23 protein-coding genes and 1 pseudogene are annotated in these 22859 nt (G+C 67.8%); 15 read left to right on the forward strand and 9 right to left on the reverse strand.

Annotation, left to right across the window (positions count from 1 at the left end; genetic code table 11):
- The first annotated feature begins 32 nt into the window (after window positions 1-32).
- On the forward strand, window positions 33-227 hold the full coding sequence (locus tag RCF34_RS21485; RefSeq protein WP_308710008.1) for a cation transporter: 195 nt from the start codon (window positions 33-35) through the stop codon (window positions 225-227).
- Here the strand turns inward: RCF34_RS21485 and RCF34_RS21490 are convergent.
- Window positions 209-838 carry a TetR family transcriptional regulator gene (locus RCF34_RS21490; protein WP_308710009.1) on the reverse strand — a complete coding sequence of 210 codons (630 nt, stop codon included), beginning with the start codon at window positions 836-838 and terminating at the stop codon, window positions 209-211. The genes RCF34_RS21485 and RCF34_RS21490 overlap by 19 nt on opposite strands.
- A gap of 112 nt (window positions 839-950) precedes the next feature.
- On the opposite strand from RCF34_RS21490, the gene RCF34_RS21495 reads away from it, so the two are divergent.
- The 3 genes from RCF34_RS21495 (at window position 951) to zapE (ending at window position 3713) form a co-directional block, all read left to right on the forward strand.
- Window positions 951-2123: a multidrug effflux MFS transporter gene (locus RCF34_RS21495; RefSeq protein ID WP_308710010.1), complete on the forward strand. Its 1173-nt coding sequence runs from the start codon at window positions 951-953 to the stop codon at window positions 2121-2123.
- Window positions 2124-2191: 68 nt separating this feature from the next.
- The gene (locus RCF34_RS21500) at window positions 2192-2578 is read left to right on the forward strand and encodes an MAPEG family protein (protein WP_308710011.1); all 387 of its coding nucleotides are present in this window, start codon (window positions 2192-2194) and stop codon (window positions 2576-2578) included.
- A gap of 85 nt (window positions 2579-2663) precedes the next feature.
- Window positions 2664-3713, forward strand: coding sequence for a cell division protein ZapE (gene zapE / locus RCF34_RS21505; RefSeq protein WP_308710012.1), 1050 nt, complete (start codon window positions 2664-2666; stop codon window positions 3711-3713).
- On the opposite strand, the gene RCF34_RS21510 is transcribed toward zapE, so the two are convergent.
- Entirely contained in the window at window positions 3710-4354 is a 645-nt protein-coding gene (locus tag RCF34_RS21510; RefSeq protein ID WP_308710013.1) for a hypothetical protein, read from the reverse strand. The two genes, zapE and RCF34_RS21510, sit on opposite strands and share 4 nt — an antisense overlap.
- Before the next feature lie 153 nt (window positions 4355-4507).
- Between RCF34_RS21510 and RCF34_RS21515 the strand changes: the two genes are divergently transcribed.
- The gene (locus RCF34_RS21515; RefSeq protein ID WP_308710014.1) at window positions 4508-6118 is read left to right on the forward strand and encodes an inorganic phosphate transporter; all 1611 of its coding nucleotides are present in this window, start codon (window positions 4508-4510) and stop codon (window positions 6116-6118) included.
- Here RCF34_RS21515 and RCF34_RS21520 read toward each other — a convergent pair.
- On the reverse strand, window positions 6086-6970 hold the full coding sequence (locus RCF34_RS21520) for a LysR family transcriptional regulator (protein WP_308710015.1): 885 nt from the start codon (window positions 6968-6970) through the stop codon (window positions 6086-6088). The genes RCF34_RS21515 and RCF34_RS21520 overlap by 33 nt on opposite strands.
- A 150-nt stretch (window positions 6971-7120) precedes the next feature.
- Between RCF34_RS21520 and RCF34_RS21525 the strand changes: the two genes are divergently transcribed.
- The 6 genes from RCF34_RS21525 (at window position 7121) to RCF34_RS21550 (ending at window position 12892) form a co-directional block, all read left to right on the forward strand.
- Window positions 7121-7546 carry a VOC family protein gene (locus tag RCF34_RS21525; RefSeq protein WP_007162584.1) on the forward strand — a complete coding sequence of 142 codons (426 nt, stop codon included), beginning with the start codon at window positions 7121-7123 and terminating at the stop codon, window positions 7544-7546.
- A gap of 98 nt (window positions 7547-7644) precedes the next feature.
- A complete protein-coding gene (gene pxpB, locus RCF34_RS21530; RefSeq protein WP_308710016.1) occupies window positions 7645-8406 on the forward strand; it encodes a 5-oxoprolinase subunit PxpB in 762 nt (253 codons plus the stop codon).
- Window positions 8403-9344 carry a biotin-dependent carboxyltransferase family protein gene (locus RCF34_RS21535; RefSeq protein WP_308710017.1) on the forward strand — a complete coding sequence of 314 codons (942 nt, stop codon included), beginning with the start codon at window positions 8403-8405 and terminating at the stop codon, window positions 9342-9344. Before pxpB ends, RCF34_RS21535 begins: the two co-directional genes overlap by 4 nt.
- Window positions 9345-9429: 85 nt before the next feature.
- Entirely contained in the window at window positions 9430-10743 is a 1314-nt protein-coding gene (locus tag RCF34_RS21540; RefSeq protein ID WP_308710018.1) for an MFS transporter, read from the forward strand.
- Entirely contained in the window at window positions 10740-11495 is a 756-nt protein-coding gene (locus RCF34_RS21545; RefSeq protein ID WP_308710019.1) for a D-glutamate cyclase family protein, read from the forward strand. Before RCF34_RS21540 ends, RCF34_RS21545 begins: the two co-directional genes overlap by 4 nt.
- Before the next feature lie 98 nt (window positions 11496-11593).
- Complete coding sequence (locus RCF34_RS21550; RefSeq protein WP_308710020.1) at window positions 11594-12892, forward strand: flavohemoglobin expression-modulating QEGLA motif protein; 1299 nt, start codon at window positions 11594-11596, stop codon at window positions 12890-12892.
- A 75-nt stretch (window positions 12893-12967) separates the two neighbouring features.
- Here RCF34_RS21550 and RCF34_RS21555 read toward each other — a convergent pair whose 3' ends face one another.
- Window positions 12968-14896, reverse strand: coding sequence for an AAA family ATPase (locus tag RCF34_RS21555; protein WP_308710021.1), 1929 nt, complete (start codon window positions 14894-14896; stop codon window positions 12968-12970).
- A gap of 196 nt (window positions 14897-15092) precedes the next feature.
- On the opposite strand from RCF34_RS21555, the pseudogene RCF34_RS21560 reads away from it, so the two are divergent.
- Window positions 15093-15919: pseudogene (locus RCF34_RS21560) on the forward strand (NAD-dependent deacetylase).
- Here the strand turns inward: RCF34_RS21560 and RCF34_RS21565 are convergent.
- Window positions 15870-16637: a hypothetical protein gene (locus RCF34_RS21565; RefSeq protein WP_308710022.1), complete on the reverse strand. Its 768-nt coding sequence runs from the start codon at window positions 16635-16637 to the stop codon at window positions 15870-15872. The pseudogene RCF34_RS21560 and the gene RCF34_RS21565 sit on opposite strands and share 50 nt — an antisense overlap.
- 152 nt (window positions 16638-16789) lie before the next feature.
- Here RCF34_RS21565 and RCF34_RS21570 point away from each other — a divergent pair, with 152 nt between their 5' ends.
- The gene (locus RCF34_RS21570; RefSeq protein WP_308710023.1) at window positions 16790-17041 is read left to right on the forward strand and encodes a hypothetical protein; all 252 of its coding nucleotides are present in this window, start codon (window positions 16790-16792) and stop codon (window positions 17039-17041) included.
- A 66-nt stretch (window positions 17042-17107) separates the two neighbouring features.
- On the opposite strand, the gene RCF34_RS21575 is transcribed toward RCF34_RS21570, so the two are convergent.
- Together RCF34_RS21575 and RCF34_RS21580 are read right to left on the reverse strand one after the other, a co-directional pair.
- The gene (locus RCF34_RS21575; RefSeq protein WP_308710024.1) at window positions 17108-17380 is read right to left on the reverse strand and encodes a hypothetical protein; all 273 of its coding nucleotides are present in this window, start codon (window positions 17378-17380) and stop codon (window positions 17108-17110) included.
- 124 nt (window positions 17381-17504) lie between these two features.
- Window positions 17505-18317, reverse strand: coding sequence for an HDOD domain-containing protein (locus tag RCF34_RS21580; protein WP_308710063.1), 813 nt, complete (start codon window positions 18315-18317; stop codon window positions 17505-17507).
- A 341-nt stretch (window positions 18318-18658) separates the two neighbouring features.
- Between RCF34_RS21580 and RCF34_RS21585 the strand changes: the two genes are divergently transcribed.
- Entirely contained in the window at window positions 18659-19678 is a 1020-nt protein-coding gene (locus tag RCF34_RS21585; RefSeq protein WP_308710025.1) for a GGDEF domain-containing protein, read from the forward strand.
- 28 nt (window positions 19679-19706) lie between these two features.
- Here RCF34_RS21585 and RCF34_RS21590 read toward each other — a convergent pair whose 3' ends face one another.
- Window positions 19707-21245, reverse strand: coding sequence for a sensor domain-containing diguanylate cyclase (locus tag RCF34_RS21590; RefSeq protein ID WP_308710026.1), 1539 nt, complete (start codon window positions 21243-21245; stop codon window positions 19707-19709).
- Window positions 21246-21450: 205 nt separating this feature from the next.
- Between RCF34_RS21590 and RCF34_RS21595 the strand changes: the two genes are divergently transcribed.
- Entirely contained in the window at window positions 21451-21711 is a 261-nt protein-coding gene (locus RCF34_RS21595; RefSeq protein WP_308710027.1) for a hypothetical protein, read from the forward strand.
- 21 nt (window positions 21712-21732) lie between these two features.
- Here the strand turns inward: RCF34_RS21595 and RCF34_RS21600 are convergent, their stop codons facing one another.
- Window positions 21733-22803 carry an AbrB family transcriptional regulator gene (locus tag RCF34_RS21600; protein ID WP_308710028.1) on the reverse strand — a complete coding sequence of 357 codons (1071 nt, stop codon included), beginning with the start codon at window positions 22801-22803 and terminating at the stop codon, window positions 21733-21735.
- Window positions 22804-22859 lie beyond the last annotated feature (56 nt).

Genomic DNA, 22859 nt, shown 5'->3' on the forward strand with positions numbered 1-22859 from the left:
GAGAAAGAGGTCAAGACAGACAGGAGCAGACCATGCACGTCATCAAGGTGATCGGAATGAGTTGCGCCCACTGCGTGAGCGCCATCCAGGCCGCGGTCCTCAAGGTGGACAGCGGCGCCCGGGTGGAGGTGGATCTGCAGGCGGGCGAGGTGCGCATCGACAGCGCCGAGGTGGATGCGCCCTTCCGCAAGGCCATCGAACAGGCGGGCTATACCGTCGCCGGCTGAACCCAGTCGCGCACGATGGCGCGGAAGAAGGTGGTGAAGACCTGATCGGCGGCCAGCAGCGGGGCGAAGGTCTGTTCGTCGCGCAGCAGATCGGAGAGGGTGCCGAGAAACAGGCTGTGCAGCATCCGGCTGGCCAGCTGCGGCGTCACGCCCGGCTGCAGGCGGGCTGCCTGGGCGGTGAAGAGGGCGTCGGTGATGCGGATGAACTGCCGCAGGAACTGCAGATCGCGCTCCTCCGCCTCGCGCAATTCCTCGGTGAATTCGCAGCGGTGCAGCATGATGGTCATCACCCGCTGCTCGCGGCCAGGCTGGGTGAATTTCGCCATGCCCTCTATGCACAGCTTGAACAGCCGTTGCAGGCTGTCTTCCTCGCCGTCGACGCGCAGACGCTCGGTCAGTTCGTCGGCCGGGATCCTTATCTGGCTAAGCATTTCGTGGAACAGGTGGGCCTTGTTCTGAAAATGCCAGTACACTGCACCCCGGGTGACGCCGCATTCGCGGGCGATCATTTCCAAGCTGGTACGCGCCACGCCATTGGTCAGGAACAGGGCTTCCGCCGCATCGAGAATGGCTTGGCGGGTCTGTTCGGCTTCTTCTTTCGTACGACGCATGGGCGATCTGGCTGGCAGTGGGTCTGCCACGCAGTCTAGCGCGCCTCGCCGCTTTTACAAACATGATTGTATGTAACTGCGCGATACTTCCGCTTCCACCGGATCAGGCTTCATGACTTTTCGCTTACTGTTGATTCTCGGGGCCCTCTCGGCCTTCGCTCCTTTCGCCATTGACATGTACCTGCCGAGCTTCCCGTCACTGGCCAGGTCGTTCGCCACCGACATCGAACATGTGCAGCTGAGCCTGGCGGTGTATTTCGCCGGCTTGGCCAGCGGTCAGCTGTTCTATGGCCCCCTCGCCGACAGATTCGGTCGCCGCCTGCCGCTATTGATCGGCATTGGCCTGTTCTGCCTGGCGTCGCTGGGCTGCGCCCTGGCACCCAGCCTGCCCTGGCTGATCGCCGCACGTTTCGTCCAGGCCCTGGGCGGTTGTGCCGGCATGGTGATCGCGCGGGCCGTGGTGCGGGATCTCTGCGAGCCCATGGCCGCTGCGCGGGCCTTCTCGCAGATCATGCTGGTGACCGGAATCGCCCCGATCATCGCGCCCTTCGCCGGCAGCCTCCTGCTCAGCACCTTTGGCTGGCAGGCCATCTTCGTCAGCCTGGCGCTGTTCGCCGCCGCCTGCGGCACGGCCGTGGCGCTCTGGCTGCCCGAATCCCTGCCGGCGCACCATCCGCGCCCGCCGCTGCGGGGTGCCTTGCGCAACTACCTGCGGCTGCTGCGCGATCGCACCTTCATCGGTCACACCCTCACCGGCGGCATCGCCATGGCCGGCATGTTCGCCTACATTTCCGGCTCGCCCTTCGTGCTGATCGAACTCTACGGCGTCAAACCCGAGCACTACGGCTGGGTATTCGGCCTCAACGCCGCCGGCTTCATCCTGCTGGGGCAGCTCAATGCCCGCCTGGTGGTCCGCCAGGGACCGGCCTTCTGGCTACGGCGCGCGGTGGTGGCCTATGCCGCGGCGGGGCTGGTCCTGCTGCTGGTGGGCGCCTTCCAACCCAAGGCGCTGCCGGTGCTGATGATCCCGCTGTTCTGCGCCATCGCCCTGCTCGGCGGCATCGTGCCCAACGCCTCGGCTTGCGCCCTGGCGGGGCAGGGCGCCAATGCCGGCAGTGCCTCGGCGCTGATGGGCAGTCTGCAATTCATCCTGGCGGCGCTGGCCTCCAGCAGCGTGGGTGCCCTGCACAACGGCACCGTGGTGCCCATGTGCGCGGTGCTGGCGCTCTGTGCGGTGGCGACCGCGCTGATGGCGCGCTGGACCCACAATCGCTCGCCTGCCTGAAGCGGAGTGGATTTTTCCCGGCGAGGCGGGTCAGATAGGCGAACCCTCACCCTTCCAGGGACGCCGACATGACCTTCGCCTACTGGTGCATCTTCCTTGTCTACCTCGTGCCCTATGGCGCGGCCTACTACGCCAAGTTCAAGGGCAGTGGCTTCACGCCCGAGGACAACCGGGATCCGCGCGGCTTCCTCGGCAAGCTGGAAGGGGCCCGGGCCCGGGCCAACGCCGCCCAGCAGAACGCCTTCGAGATCAATCCGCTGTTCGCCGCGGCGGTGATCGTCGCCCACGTCACCGGCGGTGCCGACCAGGGCACCATCAACTTCTGGGCCTTCCTCTTCCTGCTCAGTCGCATCGCCTACACCTGGCTGTACATTCGTGACCACGCCACCCGCCGCTCGCTGGCCTGGGCCGGTGGTTTCTTCTGCTGCCTCTGCCTGTTCATCGCCGCGGCCTGAGCCTGCGCTGAGCGGACGTCGTCGGTCTTGACCGGCGGCGTCGGCTACGGCTTCATTAGCGGCCTATCTTTCCTGGCCAACCGCCATGAACGCTGCTTCGCCCGCCCAGCAGGTGCTGGGGCATTTCGCCGAACTCGCCCAGCGCCGAGGCTATACGCTGGACAACGCCCAGCAGACGGCCATCGAACGCTTCGCCGTCTTGGCCGACGAGCTCCTGCGCCCGCGTCTGTTCCGCCGCCAGGCGCCACGCAGCCTCTATCTCTGGGGGCCGGTAGGGCGTGGCAAGAGCTTCCTGCTGGACGGCTTCTTCGCCGCCCTGCCATTCGCCGAGAAGCGCCAGGTGCATTTCCATGCCTTCTTTCGCGAACTGCACGAGCGGATGTTTCGCCAGCCGCCTGGCGGCGATGCCCTCGCCGCCAGCCTGGACGAGTTGCTCGAGGGTTGCCGACTGCTCTGCTTCGATGAATTCCATGTGCATGACATCGGCGACGCCATGCTCATCACCCGGCTGTTCAAGGCACTGTTCAGCCGCGGTGTGGTGCTGATCACCACGTCCAACTATCCACCCGAGGGGTTGCTGCCCAATCCGCTCTATCACGAGCGCTTCCTGCCGGCGATCCGGCTGATCGAGACGCGCATGGACATCCTTTCGGTGGCCGGTCCCCAGGACTATCGCGGCGCCAGTCCTGCCGAGCCCGATCCCTTCGGCATCGGTGCCTACCTCTGGCCGGGCAGCCCGGAGCAGCGCCAGGCGTTGGGGCTGCCGCCACTGGCCCAGACACGCGTGGAGGTGCCGGTAGGGCATCGCAGTCTGCCTGCCATCAGCGCCGCGGAGGGTCTGCTGCACTTCAGCTTCGCCGATCTCTGCGAAGGCCCCACCGCGGTCCTCGACTACCTGACCCTGAGCGAAACCTGGCAGCGGTGGCTGCTCGACGCCGTGCCGCCGCTGCGCGACGCCAGCCCCGCCGCCCGGCAGCGCTTCATCAACCTGGTGGACGTGCTATACGACCGTCGCCTGGCGCTGTTCCTGGTCAGCGCCGCGCCCCTCGACGAGACCCTGGCCGACAGCGACATCGCCGACATGTCGCGGACGCGCAGCCGGCTGTCCCAGCTGCGACAAATCGGGCCGGACTAGCGCTCGGCCTTCAGCTTCGCACTGTCGAGATGCCAGCGGCGCTGCTCGGCCGAGGCGCCGTCGACGTCGTTGACCCGACGCAGTTGATAGGTGCCGCTGAAGGTCTGGCGGGTGCCGTCGGCGAGGCGCGCCTTGACCGTCACCTGGATGCTGACATAGCTCGAGCCGGCCGCACCCTCGACCGGGCCCGGTTGGCCAAGCGTCACCTGCACGCTGCGGGTCCTGGCATAGCCCTGGCGGAATGTCTCGTAGCGGTTGCCGGGTTGGCCGTCGCTTCCCCATAGCTGCCAGGCGGTGCCGTAATCCCGCGCATCCAGCGCCCGGTAGTAACGCTGGACCACGGCCGCCGCCGCCTCGGCGCTGCTGGGCCGCGGACCGCAACCCGGCTCCTCGGCCGCTTCGCCATCGCCGAGCAGCGCGCAGCTGCGGGCGATCTCGTCCTGCATCAGGGCGCAGCTGTTGGCGGCGTTGCAGGGCGGATGGGTGGCCGGGGAGCGCGCACGACAGCTGGTGGCCAGGGCCTGGGCCGGCTCTTGTCCGAGTTCCTGGGCGCAACTGCGCGGCGCCCGCTCGGTGGCAGCCAGGGCATTGGTGGCAAGGGACAACAGCAGGAGAGAACAGAGCGGTAGGCGCAGGGGCATCGACGCGATCCTTGAGCAAAGCCCCAGCCTAGCAGGCCGAGGTCGGCGCGGAAAAAAGCACGCGGCGGTCATCCGTCGTCTGGCCAGTTGGCTGACGTAAAAGCGTCATACGGCCGGCGCAGGGTGAGTGGATCCCGTGTCGGAGTTCGTCCCATGCCTTCGTCCAGTCCAGTCGCCTCCCTGTCTCCGCTGTCCCATCCCCTGCACCGTTCGCGCAAGCCCGGTCCGCTGCGGATCGTGCTGTTCATCGTGCTCCTGCTGACCGGTCTGGCGGTGACCCTCGGCGGTATCCACAACGACGTCAGCGACGCCCAGTCCCCGCCCACTACTTGGCTGCCCTTCGCCGGCCTGGCGCTGGCGCTGGTGATCGCCCTTGGCTTCGAATTCGTCAACGGCTTCCATGACACGGCCAACGCCGTGGCCACGGTGATCTACACCCACTCGCTGCCGCCCAATGCGGCGGTACTCTGGTCCGGCTTCTGCAACTTCCTCGGGGTGCTGTTCTCCAGCGGCGCGGTGGCCTTCAGCGTCATCGCCCTGTTGCCGGTGGACCTGGTGGTGGAGATGGGGGCGGGCAAGGGCTTCGCCATGATCTTCGCCCTCCTGATCGCCGCCATCATCTGGAATCTCGGCACCTGGTGGCTGGGCTTGCCGGCGTCCTCGTCCCATACCCTGATCGGTTCCATCATCGGCGTCGGCCTGATGCACGCCTGGCTGGGCGGCCTGGACGGCAGCAGCGGCGTGGACTGGGGCCAGGTGGCCAAGGTCGGCTATGCGCTGCTGTTCTCGCCGCTGATCGGCTTCGTCTGCGCGGCGGTGCTGCTGGTACTGCTCAAGCGGATCGTGCGCGACCAGACGCTCTACCAGGAGCCGAAAAGCGCCGAGCCGCCGCCGCCGTGGATTCGCGGCCTGCTGATCCTGACCTGCACCGGGGTGTCCTTCGCCCATGGCTCCAACGACGGCCAGAAAGGCATGGGGTTGATCATGCTGATCCTGGTCGGCGCCCTGCCGACCGCCTATGCGCTCAATAGAGCCGTGCCGGCCACCGCCACCCCGGCCTTCGCCGCCGTGGCCGAGGTCACCGCCAGCGGCCTGCGCCAGGCGGCGCCCCAGGCCGCGCCTGCCGATCCCCATGGGGTGCTGCTGGAGTTCGTGCGCAAGCGACGGAGCGATCCCGAAGTGCTGCCGGCGCTGGCCGCCATCACCGACGACATCGCTCGTGAAGTGCGCCAGTACGGCGCCCTCAACAACGTGCCGGCGCAGAGCATGCCCAACGTGCGCAATGCCATGTACCTGGCGTCGGAATCCATCCGCCTGCTGGAAGAGGAGCATCTGCCGGGCCTGGCGCCCAAGGCGCAGGAGGATCTCAAGGAGTTCAAGCGGCAGATCGACCAGGCCACCCGCTTCATTCCGCTGTGGGTGAAGGTGGCGGTGGCCATCGCCCTGGGCCTGGGCACTCTAGTCGGCTGGCGGCGCATCGTCGTCACCGTCGGCGAACGCATTGGCAAGACCCACCTGACCTACGCCCAGGGCGCCTCGGCCGAGCTGGTGGCCATGGGCACCATCGGCGTGGCGGACGCCTTCGGCCTGCCGGTTTCCACCACCCACGTGCTCTCGTCCGGGGTGGCCGGGACCATGGCCGCCAACGGCTCCGGGCTGCAGGGGGGCACGGTGCGCAATCTGCTGCTGGCCTGGGTGCTCACCCTGCCGGTGGCCATGGCGCTGTCCGCTTCACTCTACTGGCTGCTGGTGCAGGTGTTCTGACACGGCCTCGGTCAGACAGCGGCGAAACAGCGCCACGGCCGGCAGGTCGCGTCCGGCGTGGCGGCTGATGACCTGCAGTTCGCGGTGGAAGGTGAGGGCGCCCAGGGACAGCCGACGCACCCGGGGATGCTCCAGCCAGAGGCCGGCGCAGGGCACCAGGGCCACGCCCAGGCCGTGCTCGACCAGCTTGACGATGGCGTCGAGCTCGTCCAGTTCGAGCACCTGGCGCACCACCAGGCGCTGCTCGCGCAAGAAAGCGCTGACCCGGCGACCACCGAAGGAGTGGCGGTCATAGCGAATGAAGGGCTGGGTTTCCAGCAACGTGCGCGGATCGTCGCCGGGCAGGTCGGGCGGGGCGATGAGTACGAAGGGCTCCTGCAGTAGCGCGCTGGCGTGCAGTTCCTTGGGCAGCTCGAAGGGGGGGCGGATCAGGATGGCCAGGTCCAGCTCGCCGGCGTCCACCTGGCTGAGCAGGCTGAGCGACACCCCGGGCACCAGACGCGGCTCCAGGCGCGGCGCCCGCTGGCGCAGCCGTACCAGGGTGCCGGGCAGCAGGCCGGTCTGGACGCTGGCGATGGCGCCGATGCGCAATTCGCCCTGGATCTCGTCTCCGGCGCCGGCCATGCGCGCGTAGGTGGCGAGGATCTCCTCGGCCAGGGGCAGGGCGCGGCGGCCGGCAGCATTGAGCAGGGCGCTGCGGCCGTTGCGGTCGAACAGGTCCACACCCAGATTCTGTTCCAGGTTGCGCATCTGGGCGCTCACGGCCGAGGGCGTGAGCCCCACGTGCAGACCGGCCGCGGCGAAACTGCCGTGGCGCGCGACGGCGAGCAGGGTCTTGAGTTCGCGAAGCATGGCGGTTGCCTGTAGCCCGGGCAGGCCACTGTAGCGAGCGTTGCGGCGAGCAACAAAATTTTTGTCGCTCGGAGGCAGGAAAATACGCTTTATGCCCAGGAAAACCTGGGGTGAGAATGACCACATCCCACCTCAACAGGATTTCCCGCCATGGCCCTGTCGCCCTTTCACCTTGCCATTCCCGTCTACGACCTGGCCGCCGCACGGCATTTCTACGGGGATGTCTTCGGCCTCGCCGAAGGCCGCTCCAGCGACCACTGGGTCGACTTCGACTTCTATGGTCACCAACTGGTGATCCACGAGCATCCCAAGACCGCTTCCCAGGAAGACGCCCATACCAATGCCGTGGACGGCCACAACGTGCCGGTGCCGCACTTCGGCATCGTGCTCGGCTGGGATGAGTGGGAAGCCCTGGCCGACCGCCTGCGCGCCCGTGAAACCCAGTTCGTCATCGAGCCCTATATCCGCTTCCAGGGCCAGGTCGGTGAGCAGGCCACCATGTTTCTCTTCGACCCCTGCGGCAACGCCCTGGAATTCAAGGCCTTCAAGGACATGAGCCAGCTGTTCGCCAAGTAAGGCCTGGGCGGCCCCCGGGCCGCTCGCCTGTGCCGCGACCGGAGCCTCGAGAATTCCGGCGCCTTTTCTCGTGATTCGTCTGCCCGCTGGTACCTCCCATGGAAACCGCGAGCCTTACCGGCATTCATTGCGCGGCGACCGCCGAATGGCGGATCCGGCCGCTGGGTGAGCGGCTGCTGGTGATCGAATCCCGTGCCGCGCCCTCCGCCGGCCTCAGCCGTCGCCTCGGTGCCCTCGCGGCCTACCTGGGCGAGCGGCAGGCCCGCGGCGAGCTGCCCGGGGTGAGCGATATCGTGCCGGCGCTCGCCAGTATCGGCGTGCATTACCGTCCCTGGCAGGTGGCGGGGCGGGCGGGTCACCCGACACCCTACGCAGCCCTCGGCACCCGCCTGATGGCCTTGCTGGACGAGGAGGGGGCCGCGGCCCTCCGACCGAGTCGACTGATCGAGCTTCCCGTCTGCTACGGCGGTGACTTCGGCCCCGATCTGGCCGCGGCGGCGGCCGCTTGCGGACTCTCCGAGGCCGAACTCGTCGCCTTGCACGGCGCCGAGGTCACGGTACTGATGCTCGGCTTCGCCCCCGGTCATCCCTATCTCGGGCACTACGACGAGCGCCTGGCGCTGCCGCGGAGGCGTGTACCCCGAACCCGGGTGGCGGCCGGCAGCCTGGGCCTGGCCAATCGCCAGAGCGTCGTCTATCCGCAGGCCTTGCCGGGTGGCTGGTCGCTGATCGGCCGTACGCCCTGGCGGTTGTTCGATCCCTGCGCCAAGCAGGCCTGCCGGCTGCGTGCCGGCGATAGGATTCGCTGCGTGCCCATTGATGCGGAGGCCTTCGCCGCCCTGCAGGAGGCGCAGCCATGACCCTGGAAGTGCTCTCGCCGGGACTGGCCAGTACCTTCCAGGACCTCGGGCGCCATGGCTATCAGCACTGGGGCGTGCCGGTGGGGGGACCGATGGACGAGGTGTCCCATCGGCTGGCCAACGTGCTGCTGGGCAATGCGCCCGACGCGCCGGTGCTGGAGATCACCTTGCTCGGTCCCACGCTGTATTGCCACGGGCGCTGCCGCTTGGCGCTGACCGGGGCCGACCTGGGGGCGACGCTGGGTGGCAGTCGCTGGCTGCCTGGTCAGACGCGAACCCTGGTGCCGGGCGACTACCTTGGCTTCGGCCGCCGCCGTTCCGGTGCCCGTGCCTACCTGGCGGTAGCGGGTGGCTTCCGCCTGGAGCGGGTGCTGGGCAGCCGCTCCACCAACCTGCGAGCCGGCTTCGGTGGCTGGCAGGGGCGTAGGTTGCAAAAGGGCGACCTGCTGCCGCTGGCAGGCAGCTTCGCCAATCCACCGCGCCTGGTGCTGCCGGACGGACTGGTGACGACCGACAGCGTGACGCCGCTGCGCCTGCTGCCAGGGCGCGACTGGTCGGCCTTCAGCCCTGCCGCCCAGGCGGCCATGCGCGAAGACCGCTTCACCCTCACCCCGCAGGCTGATCGCATGGGCTATCGCCTGCAGGGGCCCACCCTGGCGCTGGCCGCGCCGCGCGAATGCCTTTCGGAAGCCGTCGCCTTCGGCACCGTGCAGGTGCCGCCGGATGGCCAGCCCATCGTGCTCATGGCTGACCATCAGACCACCGGGGGTTATCCCTGTATCGCCCAGGTGGCTCAGGTGGATCTGCCACGTCTGGCGCAGTGCGTACCGGGCGACCACCTCAGCTTCACCTTCCTCGACCTGGCGGAGGCGCAGCGGCTGGATATCGCCCGCGAACGCGTGTTGACGGCGCTGGAAGGCAGCACGCGTAGCGCCTGAATCCTCGCGGATCGGCGCAGCAGACGCCGACCGTCATTCGCTTTTTCTCTGCCGAGCAACGTTCCCATCATAGAAGGATACGTCCATGTCTCGTGTGCTCTCTTCCGCTCCCCTCGGCACTTCCCTGGTCGACAACGAACACCTGGCGCGCCGGGCGGCGACCGCCGCCGCCACCGGTACCGCCATCGAATACTATGAGTTCGGCGTCTATGGCTTCATGGCCACCTTCCTCGGGCCGCTGTTCTTCCCCGGCGACGATCCCACCGCCGCGCTGCTCGCGGTGCTGGCGGTGTTCGGCAGCGCCTTTCTGGTACGGCCCCTGGGCGGGGTGCTGCTCGGTCGGCTGGGGGATCGACATGGACGACGCGCGGTGTTGCTGGCCACGGTGATCGGTATGGGGCTGGCGACCGCCGGGATTGGCCTGCTGCCTACCACGGCTCAGGCTGGTCTCCTGGCGCCCGTGCTGCTGGTCGCGCTGCGCCTGGTTCAGGGCTTCTTCGCCGGTGGCGAGGTGATCGGCGCCGCCGCCTTCGTCGCCGAGTCGGCCCCTCGGGGCCGCCGTGGCTTCTTCGGCGCCTTCACCCCGGTCGGGGTGGCCCTCGGGGGTGCCCTGGCGGCCATCGTCTGTGGCGTCACCACCACCGTGCTCGGTACCGAAGACATGCAGGCCTGGGGCTGGCGTCTGCCCTTCCTGCTGGCCCTGCCGCTGGTGGCGCTGTCCGCACTGCTGCGACACAACGTCGAGGAAACCCCGGCGTTCCGGCGCTTCCTCGCCCAGGCCCAACCGCCCAAGGCGCCGATCCGGGAAGTGCTGACCGAGCAACGCCCCGCGCTGCTCAAGGTCATGCTGCTGGCCCTGGGCCAGAACGCCGGCTATTGGGTCGGCCTGATCTTCATGAATCTCTATCTGACCACTCACCTCGGCTACCCCAAGGCGCAGGTGTACTGGATCATGGCCGGCGTGAGCCTCTGCGCGGCGCTGATGATGCCGTTCTGGGGCGGGCTGTCGGATCGCCTGGGACGACGTCGGGTGCTGACCCTGGGCTTCACCGCCTATGTGGTGCTGGTGATCCCCATGATGCTGCTCATGGCCCAGGGCAACATCTGGCTGGCCGCGCTGGCGGTGCTGGTGGCCGCTCTGCCCATGCCCATCGTCCAGTCGGTGGGCTATCCCACCTATGCCGAGCAATTCCCCACCCGCGTGCGTTACACCGGCATGGCCATCGCCATCAACCTCGGCGCCATTCTCGGTGGCGGTCTCACGCCCTATCTGGCCACCTGGCTCATGGCCCAGAGCGGCAACCTGCTGATGCCAGGATTCCTGCTGGTGACGGCGGCCGCCATCGCCTTGGTCACCCTCCGCCGGGTGCGGGAAACCGCCCAGGAGGCGCTGCAGTGACGCCGGTCGAATTGCGCTCGAGGATCGCCAGGGGCGAATGGATCACTCCGACCGCCGGGGTGCTCGACGACTACCAGCAGGCCAACCTGGTGATCGTGCCCCAGGCCCATGCCTATGCGCTGCTGCTGTTCTGCCTGCGTAACCCCAGGGCCTGCCCGATCCTGGCGGTGGGCGACGCGGGTGATCCCTGGGTGCCGCTGCCGGGGGCGGCCATCGACATCCGCACCATGCTGCCGCGCTATCGCGTCTGGCAACAGGGTCGGCTGGTCGCCGAACCAACGGACATCGAGGCCTACTGGCGGGACGACGCCGTCGCCATTCTGCTGGGCTGCAGCCACACCTTCGATGCGCCTCTGCGCCGCGCCGGCGTTCCGGTCAGTCCCGAAGCGCCGCCGGTCTATACCACCAACCGGCCCAACATAGCCGCCGGTCCGCTCGCCGGCACCCTGGCGGTGAGCATGCGCCCGGTTCCCCGCGAACTCGTGAGCCAGGCGGTGCTGGTCACCGCTCGCTATCCCAGTGGCCATGGCGCGCCGGTCCACATCGGCGATCCCCTGGCGCTGGGTATCGGCGATCTGCAGTCGCCGGATTTCGGCGTGGTGCCACCCTTGGGCGAGGATGACGTGCCGGTGTTCTGGGCCTGCGGGGTGACGCCCCAGCAGGTCCTGCCCCAGCTGGGCGCCGTCTACTGCATCGCTCACTATCCCGGTCACATGCTGGTGCTGGACCAGCGCCCGGAAGCCTTCGGCTAGTTCGGTCGTTCGGCCAGGGCGATGATTCACCGCTCCAGCCTAGGCAAACGCCGACGCAGCGGCCATGCTTGAGCCTTGCCCGTCGCCCGGTTGCCGTCATGAATGCCCGCCAGCCCTTCCTCGATCCCTATCACCAGACCATCCGCCAGCTGTCCGATCGCATCGTCGCGGCCCAGGCGCCGATTCGCATCCTCGATGCGGTGAAGTGGGACGACGGCGTGCGCCAGGGTTTCCTGGAGGGCAAGGGCAAGCGCCTGCCGGCGGTGGATCGGGCCTTCTACGAGGGGCGCCCGCTGGGCTTCGACGGCGATGCGCTCAAGGGCGAATTCCAGAGCATCGAGCGCGAAGTCACCCGCCAGCTCGGCCAGTTCAATCCGGTCGGCCAGATCATGAGGCGCATGTGCCGCGAGTACCGCATGGTGATCCGCATGCTGCAGGCGCGCGGCACCCCGGATTTCGGCCTGATCTCCCAGGAACTCTATGGCGCGGCCTCGGACGCCTTCCATGCCGGCGATCCGACCCTGGCCGACCTGGGCATGATGATGTCCAACTACCTGGACAACATCGCCCATCGCGGCGCCTTGGAAGACGAGCCCAAGACCCTGACCGCCAAGGACGCCGTGCCCATCCTGCAGGAACGGCTGAATCGGGTGTTCGGTGAGACGGAAGGCACCATCCGGGTGTTCGAATCCGATGGCATCGTCGCCGATGCTGCCGCCGGTGCCGACTACATCAAGGTGCGGGCCGACGCCCTGTTCAACGAACGCGACGTCCGCGCCCTGGAGGTCCACGAGGGCCTGGTGCACGTCGGCACCACCCTCAATGGCCAGAACCAGCCGATCTGCACCTTCCTGGCCAAGGGCCCGCCGTCGTCCACCGTGACCCAGGAAGGCCTGGCGATCCTCATGGAGGTGATCGCCTTCGCCTCCTATCCGACCCGCCTGCGCAAGCTGACCAATCGCACCCGCGCCATCCACCTGGCCGAGGACGGCGCCGATTTCCTCGAGGTGTTCCGCTTCTTCCAGGAGCAGGGCTACGACCTGGAGTCGGGCTACCAGAACGCCAGCCGGGTGTTTCGTGGCTCGACGCCGACCGGGCTGCCCTTCACCAAGGACCTGTCCTATCTCAAGGGCTTCATCCTGATCTACAACTACATCCAGCTGGCGGTACGCAAGGGCAAGCTGGAGCAGATCCCGCTGCTGTTCTGCGGCAAGACCACCCTGGAAGACATGCGCATCCTGCGCCAGCTGGTGGACGAGGGCGTGGTGGTACCGCCCAAGTACCTGCCGGCGCAATTCCAGGACCTCAACGCCCTGGCGGCCTGGATGTGCTTCTCCAACTTCCTCAACCACCTGAGCCTGGATCGGATCGAGGCGGACTACGCCAACATCCTCTGAGCATCCCTGCAGGCGCTGACATGAACAAGCCCCGGCAGACCGGGGCTTCTGGCTAGCGGCGCGGCGGCGCTGGCATCACTCGCCCTTGAAGGCAGCCGCGATGCTGGGCTCGCTGCCACCCGCGCGCGGGTCAGCCGAACGCTCCGGCACGAAGGCCAGGGCGCGATTGAGGGCGCCGCAGGCTTCCAGGCCGCTGGCGCGGGCGATGGCCTCGGCCACGGCGCTGCCGGGAATGGTCTCGTCGCGCAGCAACTGGTCGGTGATGTCGTCCAGCGCCGGCTTGAGTTCGGTGATCAGCGCCAGACAGCGGTGATCCAGGCTGTGCAGCAGCTGATCGGCAGCGGCGATGCTGGGCGCGGCGTCGAACTCGATGCCGGCATCGCGCAGGGCCTGCAGGCTCAGCAGCGAGCCGCTCGGGCCCATGCCCAGGGAGGCGACCATGGACAGTGCCAGCTTGGAAGCTTCCTGCAGATCCTGGGCGGCGCCCGAGGAGACCTCGTTGAAGTACAGCTGCTCGGCGCAACGACCGGCCAGCAGCATCTGGATGCGGCCTTCAAGTTCCGACTTCAGGTGCAGACGCTTGTCTTCGGTGGGGGTGATCAGGGTCACGCCCAGGGCCTGGCCACGCGGCAGCAGGGTGACCTTTTCCACCCGACCGACGTTGAGCACCGCGGCGACCAGGGCATGACCGGCTTCGTGCACCGCGATGCGGGTGCGCTCGGCCGAACCCAGCGGGGTGACCCCGACCGGTTGCTCGCCGATGCGGCAGGTCTCGATGGCCTCGACGAAGTGCGCCATGGTCACGGCGCTGGCGTTCTCGCGAGCGGCCAGCAGGGCGGCGTGGTTGCTGATATAGGCGATGGCCGCCGGGGTCAGGCCCACGGTGCCGCGGGAGAGGGCGGCCAGATCCAGCTCGCCTTCGCAGGGCAGCTTGCCGGCATAGAGTTCGAACAGGGCGCGGCGGTCTTCCAGACTCGGCAGCGGCACGGCGATGGTGCGGTCGAAGCGGCCTTCGCGGCGCAGCGCCGGATCCAGGGAGTCGGCGAAGTTGGTGGCGCCCAGGACCAGTACGCCGCTGGTGCCGTCGAACCCGTCCAGCTCGGTGAGGAACTGGTTGATGATGCGGTTGGCCTCGGCGTCGCTGGAGCGTGACTGCTCGGCGCGGCGACCGATGCCATCGATCTCGTCGATGAAGATGATGCAGGGCGCCTTCTTGCGCGCCGTGCGGAACAGCGACTTGACCTTCTGGATGCCGACGCCGAAGAACATCGACGAGAAGTCGCTGCCGGTCACCTGGATGAAGTGGGCGTTGCATTCGGTGGCCAGGGCCTTGGCCAGCTGGGTCTTGCCGGTGCCGGGTTCGCCGGTCAGCAGCACGCCCTTGGGCGGACGGGCACCCAGGGCGGCGAAGGCCTTGGGATTGCGCAGGCAGGTGGTGACGTCTTCCAGCGCGCGCTTGGCCTCGGCGGCGCCGACCACGTCCTTGAAGGAGATGCCGGTGCCCTTGCGGTGCAGCTTGAAGGGGCTGGCGAACCGAAGGGCCAGGGGCACGGCCAGCAACAGCAGGAGCAGATAGCCCGGCAGGTTGAACAGCAGGGCATCCAACCAGGGATGGCGCTGGCCCGACTCGCTCCAGGTGGCGATCGGGAACAGCGGCTCGGCCTGGGTGGCGTAATCGGCCAGCAGGCGATCGGCGACGCGCCCGCCGTTGTCGGTCACCGCGTAGTGCTCGCCGCGGGTGGTGTCGACGTAGAGGGTATGGTCACCGATCACGGCGCCACTGATGACCTTGGCGCGCAGATCGGCCAGCAGCACGGAGAAATCGCGCGGCTCCTGGGTCCAGCGTTCAGGGGCCTGCTGCACACCGGCGAGCATGGCCGTGGCGGTCGGAGCCGGAGTGGAGGGCTTGAGCCACCACCAGCAGGCCAGGCTGACGAGGGTGACGAGGGCGAGAACGCCGGCGATCAGCAGGCGCGGATACTTGGAAACGACGGACTTCTTCATTCACATACCGTTAGGGTCGGAGCGACATCGGACGCGGACTCCCGGATTATCGGCCTGTGGCGAAAAGGATGAACCTCAGTTCCCCGGAAAACGATGAGTGGACTCACCATCCGTCGAGTATCCCCACACTTTCGGCCTTTTCCGCGGTCCGCAAGACCCTGTTGTTTTGCCGCAGATGTCAGGAGACAACGCCTTCATGCCCCATCCCATCGATTGTCGAGACGGGCTCGCCGCCTTGCCGCAGGGGCTGCTCGACCACCTGCGCCAGGCCGCCGAGGTGCTGGTCCTGACCGGTGCCGGCGTGTCGGCGGAAAGCGGTATCGCCACCTTTCGCGAGGCGCTGACCGGGCTCTGGGCGCGCTTCGATCCGGCGCAACTGGCTACGACCGCAGCCTTCGTCGAGGACCCGGTCCGGGTCTGGAGCTGGTACGAGTGGCGCCGCGCCCAGGTGCTGGCGGTCCAGCCCAATCCCGCCCATCGCGCCCTGGCGGAGTGGGGTCACCGGCACGGACGGCTACACCTGGTCACTCAGAATGTCGACGACCTGCACGAGCGCGCGGGCAGTCACGAGGTCATCCACCTGCACGGCAGCCTGCACGCGCCGCGCTGTTTCGAGTGCGCCCGGCCCTTGGCATCGCCGGCGTTACCGGAAGGGGGGAGCAACTCGTGGCCCCGCCGCGCTGTCCCGCCTGCGGCGGTCTGGCCCGCCCTGGCGTGGTCTGGTTCGGCGAGGTGCTACCGGAAGAGGCCCTGGCCAGCGCCTGGGCCCTGGCCGAGCGCTGCGACCTCTGCCTGGTGGTCGGCACCTCCGGCTTGGCGCAGCCGGCGGCCAGTCTGCCGGGGGTGGCGCGCCAGCAGGGCGCCACGGTGGTGCGCATCGATCCGCAGCCGGCGGCGGATTTCAACGGTGACTGGCAGCTGCTGGGCGCAGCCGGGGTGATCCTGCCGGTGCTGCTGGAGCGCCTCCAGGACCTCAGTGCAGCGCCTGGCCACCAGTCCCCAGGGCATCCAGGGTGCGCTTGAGCGCGGTGTAGGCCTGACGCTGGTCGTCGTCTTCGGTCAGCAGGCCGTCGAACAGGGTGGCGACCAGGGCCGGATCCTGGGCGACGAAGCGATCGATGAGGACGTCGTTGTCCTGGCGCCCGGCGGTGATCAGCAGCACGGCGAGCTGGGCGACATAGCGCGCCGCCAGCGGATAGGCCTTGAGAAAGACCTTGAAGGGGGCATCGGACAGTCCTGGAGCGAAGCCCTTGGCCAGGCCCTGCTGGGCGGCGGCGATGGCCTGGCGGACGGCGTCCTGCCAGTTGCCGGCGGTTACCGCACCCGCCGGCAGGGCGCGGCGCATCTGACCCAGTAGGCTGTTGAGGAAGATGCGGCGGTTGGCCTGGTAGTCGTCATCGGTATCGAGCAGTTCGCGGCGAATACGGGTCAGGACGCGGTCGTCCTCGGCATCGGCGGTCACCGCCTGTTTGAAGGCCAGGGTCAGCTCGCGATCCAGCAGGCCGGGCTTGCGGCCCTCCAGCTCGGCCTGCAGCAGCGGGCCGCTGGAATCGGCGAAGAAGAAGCGTTCGGCGTGGGGTGCCAGGCGTTCGCGCAGGCGCGGCCATAGCTCCGCCGCGAACAGTTGCTCGGCCGTGCCGCCGGAGACGATTACCCGGTGTTGCGGGGCCTCGGCCAGATAGTCGAACAGCGCGGGGGTATCGAGCGCGGTGCGATCGACGATGAGGTAACGGTGCTTCACGGCAACTCCTGAACGCGACGGCCGCACCGGTCGGGGTACGGCGGGATGGCCGTTAGTCTATAGGAAGGTGGGAACGCTTGGCCCGGCCTTTGGCCTAATGACCCAGGGTGCAGCCCGCGACACCCTTCCTTTCGCGGCCGGAGGACACCAAGATGCGCAAGACCCCGCTGATCCTTGCCTTGAGCGCTGCCCTGGCCCTGGTGGCCGGTCCCAGCCTGGCCGCCAACAACAACGATGCCGGGGTGACCGGCAACGGCATCGGCGCGCCGGGCAGCTCCAACACCAGCAACAAAGACAGCGCGGACGACACTTCCACCGCCACGCCGTCCACCCAGAAGAAAGCCGACAGGACCCCGGCCACCAAGGCGCAGGGCAGCCAGCAGAAGCGCGTGCTCAATGATTGAGGCAAGCAAAAGGCGCCTCTCGGGGCGCCTTCGTTCGATCGCGGCGACTGGTCGCAGGAAGCGGCCTCAGCAGGCGCGGGTGTAGCGGACCTGCCAGTCGAGTCGCTCGTGGGTGGCCCGCTCGATCCGGGCACGGCTGTCGCAGATGAAGGCTTCCAGCAGGGAAGTGTCCAGCAGATCGACCCGAGCGATGCGTCGTTGCAGGAGCGCCGTGCCGTTGGGCGCATAGACCTCGACGTTGAAGGTCGCCTGATCCTGGGCGGTCATGGCGCACAGCATCGGTTGAAAAGCGCCCTTGATAATGGTGTTCGCATCCGTGAACTTCAGCGGCTCGGCCATCGCAATCACTCCTGTCAGCTATAACGCTTCGACCGATTCTTGCGGTACCCGTTCGACTTTCGCCACGACCGGCTGGCAGATTTGTGATGCAGGCGGTGGCGGCGCCCGTGGAGGAGACGGCCGGTCAGTTGATCAGGGTACCGAAGGCCTTGTCCGCCTCTATCACCTCGGGCAGTTCAGTCAGCAGAAGCTCCAGATCCACGCCTTCCAGCAGCGGATTGGCCAGGGCCGCCTTGGCCTGGTCGTTGATACCGCCGTGACGCCGCAGGACGAATGAAATCAGGCGCGCCTGGGCGACCATGCGCGCCGGGGCGGAATCCTCGGGCGCATCCTGGGGATGCAACTGGTAGGCGATGGCATGCTGGATCACCACCGGCAGCTGCCAGCGGCGGGCCAGCTCGGCACCCACCTCCGGATAGCCGAAGCCGATGGCCTGGTCGGCGGGCACCGGGGCGCGCTGCTCGGCATCGATGCGCACGGCGATGTCGGGCGCCGCGGTCCTGATCAGCAACTCGCCGATGCTGTGTAGCATGCCGCAGGTGAAGGCGGTCTCGGGATCGGCGCCGGCCTGGCGGGCGAGCACGCGGCAGATGCTGGCCACGTCGAAGCTGTGCTGCCAGAAATCCCGTGGATCGAAGCTGGGGTTGTGGCGGAAGGCCGCGGTCACCGCCGAGGCCAGCACCAGGGTGCGCAGGGCGTCGAAGCCCAGGCGGATGGCGGCGCCTTCGATGCTGGTGGACGGCCGCACGCCGCGAAAGCGTACCGAGTTGGCCAGGCGCAGGACCTTGGCCGAGAGCACCGGATCCAGCGCCAGGTTGCGGGCGACGTCTTCGATGCTGCTGTCGGGATCGTCGAACTGCTGGATCAGCTCCTGAGCCACCTTGGGAATGCTGGGAAGGGTATGCAGGTGATCGAACAGAGCATCGATTTCCATGATGGCGCCTGGTTGGTTCTATACCGATGGTGGGAGCTGATAAGTCGTTGAAAGGATGAACGAGGGCCTGGGCACTGCCAAGCCTAGTCGAAGATCCGCCAGCGAAGAGCTTAGCGGGCCGGGCGAGCGGCTTTGCAGGGCGAGCTGACCGGTGGCGTCATTTCGCCGCCGTCCGTTGGCTCGGTCCGCGCGCGGCCGTGGTCCTATGCGGGCTTGTCACAGGCGAAGAGATGAGCAGACGTCTATTGTCTTGCTTGAGTCCGCTTTCCGCCGCCGACGGGCCGAGAATGGGATAGCATCCAGTGATATCAGTTGGCCACTAAATTTGGCGTTCGAGTTGTGCAATGACTTATCAGACTCACATTCGCCAGATGCTGCAGTTGCCCAATGTGCTGGCGCAGAGCACCGGCATCCTGGGCTGGTTGATCAGCGTGCTGATCAACCCCTTCCTGACCGCCGGGGTACCGGCCTGGGGCTGGCTGGCCTTTGCCGGCATGATCGGCTCCTGCCTGGCCATGACCACCGCCCGGCGTTTCGCCGTCTGGCGGTTGTTCGCCCTGGTGTTCGTGCTGTTCGAGGCCCTGGCCTTCCGGTTCCAGATCCTGGGCATGGGCGAGGCCGGCCATGCCTGGATGATTCCCATGGCCATCGTCATCATCCTCGGCTCGACCATTCTGTTTTCCCATGTGCCCGACTACGGCATCGCGGCCGGCGCGGTCTGGCTGCTGCTGTTCTATGGCGAACTGGATACCATCACCGCGGCGGCCCTGCCGCTGTTCGTGGTGATGCTGGGGGCCAGCCTGGCACTGGGGCTGCTGCTCAATGCCACCTTCGTGCGCATCGTCGCCAGCACCCTGGAGCTCAAGGAAAGCTATCGGCTGCAGGCGGAAACCGATGCCCTCACCGGGATCAGCAACCGACGCGCGCTGATGCTGGACATGGAGCAGGTCTGCCGAGAGGGATCGCCGTCCTGGTATTTCGTCATGCTCGACATCGATGACTTCAAGCGGATCAATGACCGATTCGGCCACGACGTGGGGGACCAGGTGCTCAAGGAGATGGCCGTAACCTTGGGCAGGCACTTCCCGGGTGGGCGCTTCGGGCGCCTGGGCGGCGAGGAATTCGGCGTGCTATTGCAGGCCGAGGATGAGCGCCAGCTGGCGCAGCGACTGCAGGCGCTGCTGGACGACAGCCGCAGCAACACCCGCACCGGCAGCTGTTTTTCCTTCAGTGCCGGGGTGGCGCGCCTCGCCCCGGGCTATCAGCCCTCGGATCTGCTCAAGCAGGCCGATGGCGAACTCTATCAGGCCAAGCGCGCCGGCAAGGACCGGGTGCACTACCGCGGCGGCATGATCTGCGGCTAGGCCCGTCCGCACGGCGCCCTGGCCACGCCTAGAGCGCCTGACCTTCCGGCGGCGGATGGGTGCGATTGCGGCCCAGGTGCTTGGCGCGGTAGAGCGCGGCATCGGCGCTGGCCAGCAGGTCGGCGGGCTGGGGTGGCGGGGTCTGGCCGGGCGGCTGGACGGCGATGCCGAGACTGACGGTGATGCGGCCGAAGGGACTGGTGGCATGGACCACCTCCAGCACCTGCAGACGCTCCTGGACCATGTCGGCCACGCGCTGGGCGCCGCTTTCGTCGCAATTGGGCAGTAGCAGGACCATCTCTTCACCGCCGTAACGTGCCGCCAGGTCGCCCGGGCGCCGCGCCGCCGAAGCCACCACGCCAGCCACCGCCTGCAGGCAGCGATCGCCCGCGGGATGGCCATAGTGGTCGTTGTAGGCCTTGAAGTGATCGATGTCGATCATCAGCAGGCTGAGCGACTGGGCATTGCGTTGCGCCCGGGCCAGCTCCACCGGCAGCAGGTTGTCGAACTGCCGACGATTGCCCAGCCCGGTCAGGCTGTCCTTGAGCGTCAGCAGGTGCAACTCGTCATGGGCCTGGCGCAGGGCCATGGCGCTGCGTTCGCCGGCGCGGATCTCGCGCAGCAGGCTGAAGCCGAAGACCAGCATGCCGGCGATGATGAGGCCGACCACCGTCACCGATCTCAGCATGTCCTGGCGCCAGCTGGCGAGGACGTCGCTCCTGGAGATACCGGCCAGGGCCACCAGCGGATAGCCGTCCAGGTGCTGGAAGGCATAGAGGCGTTCCTGGCCGTCGAGCATGGCGCGCACCAGGGCGGTACCGTTGGGCGCCTGATTCACGTACTGGCGAAACAGGTCGCCGGTGGCCAGCGGGGTGCCGACGTGCTCGGGCACATAGGGGCGGCGGACCATCAGGGTACCGTCGTCCTGCGCCAGGGTGATGGCGCCACGGGCGTCCAGCTTGAAACGCTCGTAGTAGTCGACGAAGTACTGCAGGCGGATGGTGGCGAGCAGGACACCGGCGAAGCGGCCGTCGCGGTCCTCCAGGCGGCGCGAGACCGGGATGATCAATTCGTGGGTGCTGCGGCTCTCGATCACCGTGCCGACGTGCAGCACGTCGGCGGCGTGCTGGCGGTGAAACTGGAAGTACTCGCGATCGGCATTGCTGGCCCGGGGCGGCTCGCTGCTCTTGTCGGTCACCCGCCAGCCGCCGTCGCGATCGTAGATGAACAGCCCGTGCAGTTGCGGCAGAAGGGCAGCCTGGCGCGCCAGCAGGCGATGCACGCGGGGACGATCCAGCTGATCGAGGGGTTGATCCTCCAGGCGGTCGCGGATGCTGACCAGCAGCGAATCCGCTTCCTTGATGGCGTCGTCGGCATGCTGCGCCGCCGCCAGGGCGATGTTGCCGACGTCGCTGCGCGCGCTGGCGAAGGCATTCTGGTAATTGCGCCATACCTGCCAGGACTCCAGCGCCAGGATCACCGCAACGGCACAGACCAGCAGCCACAGCGCCCGGCGCTGGGTGGCCGGGTTGCGCGGCGGGAGGGGGGTATCGTCGGCGTCGACCATGGCGGGGTAGCTTCCTCGGCCTCGGTGTGCAGGAGATCGCGAGTCGCGCGATTCAGGCCACTACACAGGGATATAAGTCAGACAAGTCTACAGTTTCGTCGGAATCTTGCAGAGCGCACGAATCCCCGTGGCGCAGCCGTGGTCACTAGCGATACAGCCGTCCTTGGGATGGCACCCAGCCAACTGTCCGACCGGGAGGTCAAAGATGTCGCAGATCGCCGAACAGATCGTCAAAGACGCCATGCAGCGTATCGAGGAGAACGAGTCGCAGCATGCCGCCGATCCCGTGCGCAACTTTTCCCTGACCCTGACCGATCCCGCGGAGATCCAGGTCGGCGCGGAAATCTACTTTCTCTTCGAACAGCGCCTCAAGGGTTTCTATCCGGACGCCCGGGTCGTGGTGCGTGGCCATGCCGCCGAGGGCTACAACATCACCGCCCAGGTCGAGCGCCGCCGCTCGGCCTGACGGCCAGGCCCTCACCTCGTGCTAGGTGCGGGCCAGCTTGACCAGTTGCCGGGCCAGTAACGGCCCGGTCAGCACCACCCCGATCAGGCGCAACGCCTGCATGGCCAGCACCAGGCCGACGTCGGCATGGGCATCCACCGCGATGATGGCCATGGAATCCAGTCCGCCGGGACTGGTCGCCAGATAGGCGGTGAGAAAATCCACATGCATCAGCTTCGCCATCAGCAGTGCCGAGAGGGCGCAAAGGCCGATCAGCAGCAGCGAGGCGAAGATCATCTTCGGCAGAGCGCGCCAGACATAGGCGACCGTGGCCCGGTCGAATCTCAAGCCCACATAGCAGCCCATGGCGCCATAGGCCGCCGCGAGCAGTAGATGGGGCAGGGTGATGTCCAGCCAGCCATTGAGTTGCAGCAGGGTGCCCAGGGCGATGGGCAGCAGCAGGGCGCCGGCAGGAAACAGCCGGCCGCCCAGCCAGCTGCCGGCGAGGGCCACCGCCAGGGTCAGGGCCAGGTTGAAGGCGAAGTGGCCGTCCAGGCTGACCACCGTCGCCTGATGGCCGGTGCCGCTGCCTTCGGCCCCCAGCAACCGACCGACCAGGGCACTGATCAGGACCACGCAGACCACCCGGACATACTGCATGGTGGCGACGATGCGTGGATCGGCGCCGTATTCCTCGGCCATGGCCACCATGGCGGCAGCGGCGCCCGGCGTGGTGCCCCAGGCAGCGGTACTGCCGGGCAGACCACCGAAGCGCACCAGCAGGGCACCGGTGAGCAGGCTGAGCAGCACGGTCAGGGCGGTGGCCAGCAGCATCACCGGCCAGTGTTCGGCGACCGTGAGCAGCACCGCAGCGGTCATGGCATGGGCGATCAGGCAGCCCACCACGCCCTGGCCGGTCTGGAACAGCCGGCGGGGCAGGCGGATGGTGGCGCCGCAGACGCCAAAGGCGATGGCCACCAGCATGGGGCCGAGAAAGAGAGCGGCAGGCACCTGCAGCCAGCTGAGTCCGCCACCGACCAGGGCCGAGCAGAGGATCAGGGCAAGCCATTGCAACAGGGGCGGGTAGGGCGAGGGGGTAGACGGGGTGGACAATGCGGTCTCCGGACAGCGGGGGACCGGCGCGGCGTACCGACCCCAGGGCCGGCACG

The sequence above is a fragment of the Pseudomonas sp. 102515 genome (assembly GCF_031085165.1).
Lineage (GTDB): Bacteria > Pseudomonadota > Gammaproteobacteria > Pseudomonadales > Pseudomonadaceae > Chryseomonas.